Annotated in this window: 13 protein-coding genes and 1 rRNA gene; 10 read left to right on the top strand and 4 right to left on the bottom strand. The window is 39.7% G+C overall.

Annotated features, from left to right (window positions below):
- Positions 1–11: 11 nt before the first annotated feature.
- The 5 genes from rrf to ACDX78_RS23000 all read left to right on the top strand — a co-directional run bounded on the left by rrf (position 12) and on the right by ACDX78_RS23000 (position 5,895).
- Positions 12–127 (top strand): 5S ribosomal RNA (gene rrf, locus ACDX78_RS23020).
- Positions 128–304: 177 nt separating this feature from the next.
- On the top strand, positions 305–670 hold the full coding sequence (locus ACDX78_RS23015) for a YuzC family spore coat inner layer protein (protein WP_486031174.1): 366 nt from the start codon (positions 305–307) through the stop codon (positions 668–670).
- A 516-nt stretch (positions 671–1,186) separates the two neighbouring features.
- Complete coding sequence (ggt, locus tag ACDX78_RS23010; protein WP_486031172.1) at positions 1,187–2,836, top strand: gamma-glutamyltransferase; 1,650 nt, start codon at positions 1,187–1,189, stop codon at positions 2,834–2,836.
- A gap of 51 nt (positions 2,837–2,887) precedes the next feature.
- Positions 2,888–4,498, top strand: a complete 1,611-nt coding sequence (locus ACDX78_RS23005) for an L-lactate permease (protein WP_486031171.1) — start codon at positions 2,888–2,890, stop codon at positions 4,496–4,498.
- Positions 4,499–4,641: 143 nt separating this feature from the next.
- Complete coding sequence (locus ACDX78_RS23000) at positions 4,642–5,895, top strand: SulP family inorganic anion transporter (protein ID WP_486031169.1); 1,254 nt, start codon at positions 4,642–4,644, stop codon at positions 5,893–5,895.
- Between the two features lie 295 nt (positions 5,896–6,190).
- On the opposite strand, the gene dpsA is transcribed toward ACDX78_RS23000, so the two are convergent.
- Entirely contained in the window at positions 6,191–7,075 is an 885-nt protein-coding gene (gene dpsA / locus ACDX78_RS22995; protein ID WP_486031167.1) for a dipicolinate synthase subunit DpsA, read from the bottom strand.
- Between the two features lie 186 nt (positions 7,076–7,261).
- On the opposite strand from dpsA, the gene ACDX78_RS22990 reads away from it, so the two are divergent.
- Both ACDX78_RS22990 and ACDX78_RS22985 read left to right on the top strand, forming a co-directional pair.
- Positions 7,262–7,588 carry a PadR family transcriptional regulator gene (locus ACDX78_RS22990; RefSeq protein ID WP_486031165.1) on the top strand — a complete coding sequence of 109 codons (327 nt, stop codon included), beginning with the start codon at positions 7,262–7,264 and terminating at the stop codon, positions 7,586–7,588.
- Positions 7,588–8,262 (top strand): DUF1129 family protein, encoded by a 675-nt coding sequence (locus ACDX78_RS22985; RefSeq protein ID WP_486031163.1) that lies wholly within the window; start codon positions 7,588–7,590, stop codon positions 8,260–8,262. Before ACDX78_RS22990 ends, ACDX78_RS22985 begins: the two co-directional genes overlap by 1 nt.
- A 45-nt stretch (positions 8,263–8,307) precedes the next feature.
- On the opposite strand, the gene ACDX78_RS22980 is transcribed toward ACDX78_RS22985, so the two are convergent.
- From ACDX78_RS22980 to ACDX78_RS22970, 3 genes are all read right to left on the bottom strand, one after another.
- Positions 8,308–8,730, bottom strand: coding sequence for a DUF2512 family protein (locus tag ACDX78_RS22980; RefSeq protein WP_486031162.1), 423 nt, complete (start codon positions 8,728–8,730; stop codon positions 8,308–8,310).
- 158 nt (positions 8,731–8,888) lie between these two features.
- A complete protein-coding gene (locus tag ACDX78_RS22975; protein ID WP_486031160.1) occupies positions 8,889–9,014 on the bottom strand; it encodes a YjcZ family sporulation protein in 126 nt (41 codons plus the stop codon).
- Positions 9,015–9,047: 33 nt separating this feature from the next.
- Positions 9,048–9,155 (bottom strand): YjcZ family sporulation protein, encoded by a 108-nt coding sequence (locus ACDX78_RS22970; RefSeq protein ID WP_486031158.1) that lies wholly within the window; start codon positions 9,153–9,155, stop codon positions 9,048–9,050.
- A 254-nt stretch (positions 9,156–9,409) separates the two neighbouring features.
- Here ACDX78_RS22970 and ACDX78_RS22965 point away from each other — a divergent pair, with 254 nt between their 5' ends.
- The 3 genes from ACDX78_RS22965 (at position 9,410) to ACDX78_RS22955 (ending at position 10,446) form a co-directional block, all read left to right on the top strand.
- Entirely contained in the window at positions 9,410–9,748 is a 339-nt protein-coding gene (locus tag ACDX78_RS22965) for a hypothetical protein (RefSeq protein WP_486031157.1), read from the top strand.
- Between the two features lie 33 nt (positions 9,749–9,781).
- Complete coding sequence (locus ACDX78_RS22960) at positions 9,782–10,048, top strand: YppG family protein (RefSeq protein ID WP_486031155.1); 267 nt, start codon at positions 9,782–9,784, stop codon at positions 10,046–10,048.
- Between the two features lie 218 nt (positions 10,049–10,266).
- Positions 10,267–10,446: a hypothetical protein gene (locus tag ACDX78_RS22955; RefSeq protein ID WP_486031153.1), complete on the top strand. Its 180-nt coding sequence runs from the start codon at positions 10,267–10,269 to the stop codon at positions 10,444–10,446.
- Positions 10,447–10,690 lie beyond the last annotated feature (244 nt).

Below are 10,690 nucleotides of genomic sequence, written 5' to 3'. Positions count from 1 at the left end.
GACATTCCTTGTCTGGTAGCAATAGCGGAGAGGTCACACCTGTTCCCATGCCGAACACAGAAGTTAAGCTCTCCAGCGCCGATGGTAGTTGGGGCCTTGCCCCTGCAAGAGTAGGACGCCGCCAGGCAATAAGAAAACCGGGATACGATTTAATTCGTATCCCGGTTTTTTAAATTTAAGCAAATATTAATATACCAAACCTTGATTAATATTGAATCAGGTATAAAACCTTCAATCACAATTACCCCCTTTATGTCTAAGTGCATATAATTAATTAGAATAATTTATTATAGGGGGAAACTTTATGTGTTACTTGTATCCACAGTTCTATTTACCGTATAATTTTATTAATTATTTTCCTGTCAGGCAGTTCCCGCCTGTAGATCCGAATGTTTTTTCTGAATCGGCAAATGAAATGAAAACGCTTATGAATGATGCCAGTAATGTGCTTGATAAATTAGCTGCATCAAAACAGTTTGCTAAGGAATTAATGACAGCTGCGCAGGAGTCGGATGTGAAAGAGGTGGAACGATTAATTCATACGGTTGATATTGCGTCGGAAATAGATGTTAACTTTAATCCGGACAGTTTGCGCTTAGAGTATAGAAGAAAAGTCACAAATAATGAAATGGAATGTTGCCGATTACTTGTTACTTTAAGATGGCGATAATTTTTGGTTTCTCTGAATTTCCTTGTGAATCTGACTGGTTAAATTATTATTGAGATATTCTGATTTGTAACGGGATATTTTGTAATAAAATTATCTAAGGACTTATGTTAGTAATTTAATATACAATTGCATGTCATCTCCGTGTGCTTCTGTTTTATGGTAAATGATAAGTGGAATTATCAGAGAGTTAATAGTTTATAATTAAAACAAGACTTTTTTCTGCGTGCTTCTTAATAGAGGGACGCTTATTTGTGTTAATAAGTATCATAAAATAAGTGTTTAAAGATCTTTGTAAATTATAACTAAGTGATAACTAAGTGACTGGTCTGTGCTGGCTTTATGGTATACCTTTTTATTAATGAAAAGATTATTAAACTATGAGCAACACATATCTAAGAATGTTAAAGCAATTATGATGGTCATTTGTCTCCACTTCGGGCAAGTTTAGATATAATGCATAGTGGGAATCAGCTAAATTGATTAACTTTTTATTCAACACTTCAAGGAGGGAACTATTTGCTACACAAAAAAGGAACAAACCACTTATTTTTGGAAACAGGCCGGCCAGTAGCTGAAGGAAGGAATGGTGGGGTGACTTCTCCACATTATTTAGCTTCATTAGCTGGCAAGTCTATTCTGGAAAGGGGCGGGCATGCCACCGAGGCTGCGATTACGGTTAATGCTGTATTATGTGTTGTTTATCCTCATATGGCAGGGTTAGGCGGTGACTTGTTCGCGCTCGTTTGGGATAAATCGGAAAAAGAGGTACGCGAATTAAATGGCAGTGGTAAGTCCGGAAGTAAAGTAACGAGGGAGAAGTTTTCTGAAAATGATTTAGATGAAATTCCAGATAGAGGCCCATATGCTGCTAACACAGTACCGGGAACAGTAGATGCATGGTGGGAACTCCATCAGGAATATGGGAAATTACAATGGGCTGAATTGTTCGAAACAGCTATTCATTATGCGGAAGAAGGGTTCCCGATAACGGAAAATCTCAGTAATTTTATCCGTCAAGAAAAGGAACTACTGAAAATGTTTCCAGAGACGGAGAAAGCATTTTTGAAAAATAATGGTACACCTGAGGCTGGAGAAATATTTACTCAACCTGATCTGGCCTGGTCTCTAAAGCAAATTGCCAGTGGAGGGCGCGATGTTTTCTATAAAGGGGAAATTGCAGATAAAATCGTTGCTTCATTGGAAAAACACGGTGGTTTTATAACTAAAGAGGATCTTGAAAACCACTCATCTAAATGGGATGAGCCGATTTCTACAAATTATAAAGGATTCGATGTATATCAGGTAAGACCCAATACGCAAGGAATTGCGATGTTAATGATGTTAAATCTGCTGGAAAAACAGGACTTGTCTGATATTGCCGACGGGACTCCAGATTATTACCATCTCATGGCTGAATCCGCTAAAATTAAATTTTCCTACAGAGACCAATGGGTAACAGATACCGACCACATAAATATCCCATATGATAAACTACTTTCCAAATCCTTTACAGATGAAGTGTACAAGCATTTTTCTTGGAATACAGTTTTTCAGGAAGATCAATATGATCAGCTGCCGGAAACCAAAGGCAACCGTGATACTGTCTATATGAGCACGGTAGATCAGGAAGGGAACAGTGTATCCCTCATTCAGAGTATTTTTCATGAATTTGGTTCAGGTTTTATTCCGGAAGGCTGCGGTTTTCTGTTGCAGAATCGAGGCTCGTACTTCAGTCTGGATGAAAATCATCCAAACCGGCTGGAACCCAATAAACGGACATTTCATACGATCATGCCTGCGATGGTGATGAAGGATGACAAGCCGTATATGCTGTTTGGATCTATGGGGGGAGAGGGTCAGCCGCAAACCCAATGTGCTTTGCTAACAAGAGTAATAGATTTTGGTTACAATATACAGCAGGCAATTGAAGCTCCCCGTTGGTTATACGGAAAAACATGGGGAGAAGACAGCTCTACATTAAAACTGGAAGGCAGAGTTCCGGATGTTACTATGGATGAGCTGGAAAAACGCGGACATTTGGTAGAAAAGAAGGGAAATTACTCTCAGACAATGGGACATGCACAAGGAATCATCCTTGATGATGAACGCGGTATCTATAGCGCTGGTGCAGACCCACGCGGCGATGGTATTGCCGTTAGCTGGTGATTTTAATAAGATATTAAAAAAAGCAATCGTATAAGAAACGGAGGATACAACATGGATAGCAATTTACCAGTAGATTTACTTCATTGGTCATTGGCAATTCTGCCGTTAGTGCTTTTGCTGATCATGCTGGTCGGACTGAAATGGTCTGGTGGGGTTTCCGGCTGGATTGCCATGGCCCTGGCAACGATTATTGGATTTTTTATGTACCAGGCACCGCTGGATAATCTAGCTGTCGGCTTCGGAAAAGGATTATGGGAAGCATTTTTCATCCTGCTTGTTGTATGGCCGGCCCTTTTGCTTTATCAGGCTACCAGTGAAACAGGCGCTTTTAAAGTGATTAGGAAGGATATTCAAAAGCATAGCCAAAACTATTTGTTTCTTATTCTGGGTTTTGGCTGGGTTTTTGCATCTTTCCTTCAAGGTGTGGCCGGCTTTGGTGTGCCCATTGCTGTTGTGGCGCCTCTCCTCGTGGGAATTGGTGTAAAGCCAGTAATGGCGGTTGTCATTCCATTAATCGGTCATGCCTGGGCAAACATGTTTGGGACGCTTGCTGTTGGCTGGATTGCTACGGTGAATGCGGTTCAGATTGATAATGAGATCTTAACCCTCTTTTATACTGGGGTACTTTTATGGATTCCCAACTTGATTGCCGGTCTTATGATTAGTTGGCTATATGGAAAATGGAAAGGGGTTAAGCAGGGGTTTCTTGCTGTTATCATTATCTCTGTTATACATGGCGGGGGACAGCTTGGAATCATATTTGCAGATCCTATCCTAAGTACTTTTATTCCAACTATTTTAGCATTCGGAGCGCTGTTCGGCCTTTCCAAGATGAAACGGTACAGTGAAAGATCTGAGCTGGATGAAGAAACAGAAGTAATGGAAGAAAAAGAAGATGAGGAAGAGGAAACACCAAATATTTCACTTCATCAGGCCTTTATGCCTTACTACTTCCTTACTATTACAACAATAATCATGCTGGGGGTTCCTTTTATCAAGGACTTTCTTGAGTTATTTGAACTAGGTCCGGCATTCCCAGGGGTGGAGACAGGCTATGGATTTGTAATGGACGCAGTGGAATCCTATTCGCCAATTGCTCCATTCACCCATCCAGGCTTCTATTTGCTGCTATCGTTTATATTCGCCTATTTCTGGTATAGACGATTGAATCTGTATGGAAGCAGCCCTGTGAAAAAAATATTATCCGGTACGAAGGATAACGCAATGGGGGCATCTATTGCAATTGCCGGATTTTTAACAATGACTATGATCATGGAGAATTCCGGGCAGACAAATGTACTCGCCTTAGGTATTGCAGATGTCTCGCCACCTGCTGTTTACGTGGCATTGGCAAATGTGTTAGGGATTATTGGCTCGTTTATGACATCTTCTAACACGTCATCCAACGTATTATTTGCACCGCTGCATGGTTCGGTTGCAGGTTCGATGGATAATCTCGGGCTCCCGATTGTCATTGCGGCTCAATCCACCGGTGGCGCTATTGGTAATGTTATTTCACCTGCAAATATTGTCCTCGGCACAAGTACAGCAGGCGCACAAGGAAAAGAATCAGAAGTTTATAAACAAACACTTCTCTTTGTGGCTATTTCCGGCGTACTCGTTTCGGTTGCTGCAGTATTCGTGCATTTTTTGGCAGGTTAATAGATAAGCAAAATGAGGAACAGCAATGGTAACCCGTACTACTGTAATGTGGTACGGGATTGTTTTATGAGATAATAAGAGGAATCTTTTTTCTGCCTTTCTAATATAGTACAAGTAGTATGTGTTTTTTAGAGAGGGATTTTATGGGGTTTAATAGATTTTCCGGATCAGGATTATCTCCATTTAATACGCAACAATTGACAGGAGATATTACTTCAGGAATTATTGTTGTTTTTTTGTTACTGCCGCAGAGTATGGCATATGCGCAAATTGCCGGTGTACCCGTAGTAATGGGGCTATATGCAGCTGCATTTCCTTTAATTACTTATGCTTTGATAGGAAATTCTCGGTATTTATCTATCGGGCCGGTTTCTATTGTATCTTTACTGACTTTTTCGGGTGTTTCCAGTATTGCTGAAGCCAGTGAAGCTCAGTTTTTAGAGCTTGTTATTCTCCTAGCTTTACTCGTCGGAATAATACAAGTTCTTTTCGGAATACTTAGGTTTGGTTCGTTTTTCCACTACGTCCCAGCGGCTCTTATTCGCGGGTTTATTTCCGCTGTTGCCATTATTATTATTTTTAATCAATTGGGAGCATTGCTTGGGATTACACTGCCGGGTTATGAAAATCTTTTTAGTCATATGAACGAAATTTTGCGGCATGTTATGGAAATAAATATGTTTACGGTTGGAATTGGTTTAGGAAGTATTTTTTTATTACTCATTTGTAAGAAAATAATTCGTCCTTCCCCGGGACCGTTTATTGTTTTTCTCTTTTCCATCATCCTTGTTGATTTTTTTAATTTGGATGTTTCTGGTGTTGATATTGTAGGGGAGATTCCTATTGGAGAGTTGACACTTAATTTCTTACTTCCTGCGTGGGATAAGGTTTTTATGCTGCTGTCTCTTGCATTTGTGATCAGTCTTATTTCTTTTGTAGAGTCGTATGCTGTTGCCGGGTCACTGGCTATAAAGGATGGGGACAAGGAAAACTTGAACCCGAATCGTGAATTGATTGGACTGGGGGCAGCCAATATGACAAGCTCCTTTGTTGGTGCTATTCCTGTTGCCGGAGCTATTTCCAGAAGTGCAGTTGCCTATCAGTCAGGCGCTAAGACGAAGCTGGCATTATTCATTACAGCAGGTTTTATGCTGGTATCCATTTATTTTATTACCCCTTTATTTTATTATTTGCCAACCGCAGCATTGGCTGCCATTATTATACTGGCTGTGGCGAATCTTATTGGAGTGAAAGAATTTTTATATGATTGCAGATATAGGCGTATTGATGCAACTATTTTTTTGATTACTTTCTTGGCTGTATTGTTTGTGGATGTTTTCCTCGGTTTTGTGATTGGCATTTGCTTTTCCTTTGTAGTTCGAGCATTTATAAAATGAAGATAATAAACAGACTTTGAAGTCGCTACAGATAGCACACACCAGCTGGGAAGCATTGTAACCAACGAGAATGTGCAAGCGGATACGTATTTGACAGTGAGTGAAGGTCAGTATCTAAAATTGCAGGATGTAGTAATTGAAAATTGAAGTGAAATCCAGGTCGGTTCTACTGTTTGCAAGGCAGTAGAACCGTTCTTTTTTTAATTTGTGCTTTAAATTACGGAATTGCTAAATTTCATATTTAAACTGCCGAAGTTCAGAAGCAGAATGAAACACTGGAACCGCTCCCTGTGTTTCATTTGCTATTTTTCTCAAGCAATTCCAGCAGTATGTCACCGATGATCGTTCCCGCCGTTTTCGACGCAGTTTTTCCCGGAAGGCCGAGGGAGTGAAGTGCTTTTATTCCAAGTGATTTTGCAGCCTGAAAATCTGTTCCTCCATCGCCAGACGCAAGATCGAGTATCAAGCAGGAGGGATCCATCACAGATAAAATTTCTTTATTAAGCGTTAGTTGGGGTATCGTGTTTATACAGATCTGGGCAGTTGTAACGGTATCTTTAAGATTTTTTAAATCGACATCACTCATCCCCATTTGCCTGGCTCTGGCAAGTGGCTCGGATCTTCTAGTGGCGACCGTAACCTTTGCGCCAACGGAAGAAAAGAGATGGGCTGTCGTCATGCCAACCCTGCCAAATCCTAGTACAACTACAGAGGCTCCATGGATGGTGACATCGGTTTCCTGAATAGCCAGCATTAATGCCCCTTCTGCCGTTGGAATGGAATTAAATATAGCGATATCATCCCTATCGAAAATATTAATTAGCTGCCGATCGGCTGATTTAGCCATGCTGGTTAAGTATTGATTGGCAGTGCCTGAATAAATGATACAATCCGCTTTTGTCTTCTTAAGGAATTCTTTCGATAACACAATTTGTTTATCGGAATAATCGGCTTCTACGTTACCCGAAGTGTCCGTTCCGCGAACTGGAAGCAGGATGGCGTCAAGTTGAGCAGGTTCTATGTCGTCCATCGCTGTATAATGAATATTGGGGAAATCAAAACTGATTTTTTCGAATCCTGCAGCAAAAACATGCATCCCTTTTTCTGCTAATTTTGTTATTACTTCCAGTGTTCTGGCATCGCCTCCGAGAATGAGTATGTTTTTTTTCTTCAAAATCATCGCTCCTTTCGTACTTATAAGTTATTATATCATTTATTCTCCTATAATTATTACAATAATAATATCTAGTTGGCATTGCAAGATAGCTGTTTTTCTGTTAAGCTATTTGGTATTACAAGATACAGTATAAATGAAAGATTTATTTTTTTGCGCAGCTATTTTGCATTACAAGGTAGGTGATCATTATTGTCATTAAGAAGTCAATTATTAAAAGGAATTTTGGAAGGGTGTATTTTGGCAATCATTGAAAATCAAACTGTTTACGGCTACGAGCTTTCCATGAAACTTCAGGACTATGGGTTAGAAGTCAGCGAAGGTTCGATTTACCCTGTACTTTTACGTTTGCAAAAAGAAGAATTGATTCAGGGGAAAATGAAAAAATCACCAAGTGGGCCGAATAGGAAATATTACTTCATTACGGATGAAGGAGTGGGGGCATTGGAGGATTTCAAAAGGAATTGGGAAGGAATAAAAGTGCCGGTGGACCGATTGTTATCAAAGGAGGGAACATGATGGATGCAAAGGAATTAATTCAAATGAATAACGAGAAACGTAAACAACTGGAAAAAGGGAACTTGAAATTTTACGAGGATATGCTTGTATATGTTCGTTTATCGTATGATAAGTCGGAGCAGGAAATAGAAGAGATATTATCTGAGTTGCTTGATCATTTGCTTGAAGCACAAAAAGAGGGGAAATCCGCAAAAGATGTGTTTGGTGACGACCCGAAACAATATGCCGATGAAATCATTGATGAGCTTCCCAAAATGGTAACAAAGGAAAGAATGAAATTTTTCTCTATGGCAATTCTATATTTTTTCGCTTCTGTTACTATTTTTTCTGCTTTATTTACAGTGATTGGTTATTATTTTTTGGATCTCCATTCACTGACACAGGAAGTGTTGGTCGGAAGTTTGGCTATTAAAACCGTATTATCTGTCCCGATTGCATTTTTAATTTTGTATTTAATTATTCAATATCTTCGCTGGTCTTGTTTTAAAAACATAAATAAATTTGTAGAATTCTTGGGATTTTGGTTAACTGGTATTGTTTCCGTTGGTATCTTTATGGGTGTGATTTTTATCATCCCTGACATCGGCCGCGTTATGGAAGTGCCAGTTTATCTTACCTTTTTATTTGCTGTGATTCTTTATTTCGCTGGACGACTCACGAGAAAATCCATATAAATGAGTCAAGTCTCCCGTAATCATCCGGGAGACTTGACTCATTTTTTAGTTGCGAAGATCTTCTTCCTCGGCAAATTCAGTTTGGATTCGATTTTCGGTGTAATTGAAGGGCTTGTGATTAGGCTCCAGCACGAACTCATTCAAATAAATATGGAACAAAGATTCCGTAACGGCAATGAATATAGCTGCAAGCAACGCCATGGTAAATGCCGGGAATCCCGGCCCGATGAGGAAGAGGCCGAGTAGCCAAATCGTAACAGCCGCTAAGCCAAAATCAGCAAAAAAAGCCATGCCATTTCCAAATTTACGGAGGATATACAAATCTCCTATAAGATATCCAGCACCTGTGACGGCGATACTTATCATTACAATATCCCAATAACTTGGGAGGTTCAAAAGTAGTAAAAGCAGAGAAAGCACAATCAGCGTAGAGAAAAATTTAATAAGTATTGCTTCAACATGTTTCATAAATAGGACGTATCCTTTCTACGTATAATAATTCCTGTCTGTAGCATGTGGATAATGGGAAAAATTATACTTAGTATGAGCAAAGGAAACTGCCTCTGTTGCAAAATTTTGCAATAAAAAACCGTCCCGGTGTTGGACCGGAACGAGTTTGGATGATTTTAGAACCATGCTGCTCCTACGATGATGAGCAGGATAAATAGCACAACGATGAGGGCAAAGCCTCCGCCGTAGCCACCACCATAGCCGCCACCGCCGTATCCATAGCCATATCCGCAATAAGACATATTATTACCTCCTGTTATTAGTTTAAGTTTTAATTAATATCCATAACCACCGTAAGCTGAACCTACAATGATTAACAATATAAATAACACTACAACGAAGGCGAATCCTCCACCATAGCCAGCTCCAGCTGTAGTACCCATTAAGCTAACACCTCCATCTCCTTTTGTTATTACTATATGTTATCTGTTGTTTATTGATATGGGTATCTCCCCATATGAGAAAAAATGGGCGGTAGAATCTTTTTGCTTGAAACGGAATTATATTCTATTTGCTTTTATGTTCACTGCAGCTCTCAATATCTCTTGAAATTAGTTTTAGTATTTTTCTCCATTGCATTATATTCATCCCATACATCAACACGGAACGAACATACCCTATTTTAGCACTCTCTTTATTGGAGCAGAGATTATGTCAGCGATGTAAAGGAAAGGCAGTAGAAATTAGAACACATGACGGTGCACGCCATAGAGGTGTTATCAATCATGTTGATAATCATAAAGTTTATTTGCATCCATTTGATCATCCAAGGCAATTGGGCGGATTTGGTTTTGGCTTTGGAGGCGCCGGATTTAGTGGTTTAGGTGGGGCAGGGCTTGGATTCGCTTCTATTGCAGCTATACCTTGCTTCCATTTCTTTTCATCTAATGGAAAGCCATATACCCTTGATAAGTTATCCCAAGAAAATGCAGCCGAGAAGGGCGGATACCTTTGCGAAAATCGTGCAGTTGAATAGGATATACCAAGCACAACTAAAGGAGGTGATCGGATGTTTCCGGTAAGACAAAGACCACCTATGCCGCCTCGCTCACCTTTTGGACCTCCAGGGCCACCGCAAAGAACGCCACAGCGACGGATGGGGCAACAAATGCCACAACAACAGAGTACAACGAGACAGAACTTAATGGGTATGCTTCAGGATGAGAATGGACAATGGGATTTTGATAAAATTTCCAATACTGTAGGACACGTCAGTAAAATTTACGGTCAGGTAAGTCCTATGGTAAGTCCTATGATTACAAGATTTTTCAGGTGAATATTTACTTGCTCTGCAAAAGCTTAATAATTGAAGAAAGGTATATTCATTTTAAGGGATCAAATCGAATGATGATCTGGTCCCTATTTATTGGATTAAAATTATTAATTAGCATTCAAAAAATTATGTTAAAATGGATGTGATATTTATGAGTGTTAGTTGGAAACCCAGTTTTTCTATTCGATTATTTCCCTGGTTATTTAGTTTGGAGGGTTCAATTGAGATCATTTAAATTTTTGCTGAGTTGGATTTCTGGTGTGCTTATAGCTATGTTAATAATAAGCTGGTTCAGAAATGAAGGTATAGACTGGGTACATGCGGGTGGTATGATTTTGGGAGGAATAATTGGCGTTCTTATTGCAGCAGGGATCAGAGGAGCTGTAAGGAAAGAAGTCTAGTGAAAGCCCAGTTACATAAATGGCATGTAACCAAAACAGATCAAGGTTTAACTCCAATAATTATTGAAAGCGAAGAGTAGGATCCTGGATTATTTATGGAATAGTGAAATACAAAATTTTCTTAAATTGCAATAGTAAATGCAACACCCCCTGTGAAACCGCTATATAAGGTTTTTCTGTAATTTGTTGGTGTTGGGGCCTAGGCCCCAACACCAACAAATTTTGCGAACGCTTCGGCTGGGGT

It is taken from the genome of Virgibacillus oceani (genome assembly GCF_041521345.1).
Lineage (GTDB): Bacteria > Bacillota > Bacilli > Bacillales > Amphibacillaceae > Virgibacillus_N > Virgibacillus_N oceani_A.
Note: the sequence above shows the minus strand (reverse complement) of the source record. Positions and strands in the feature narration are given on the sequence as shown.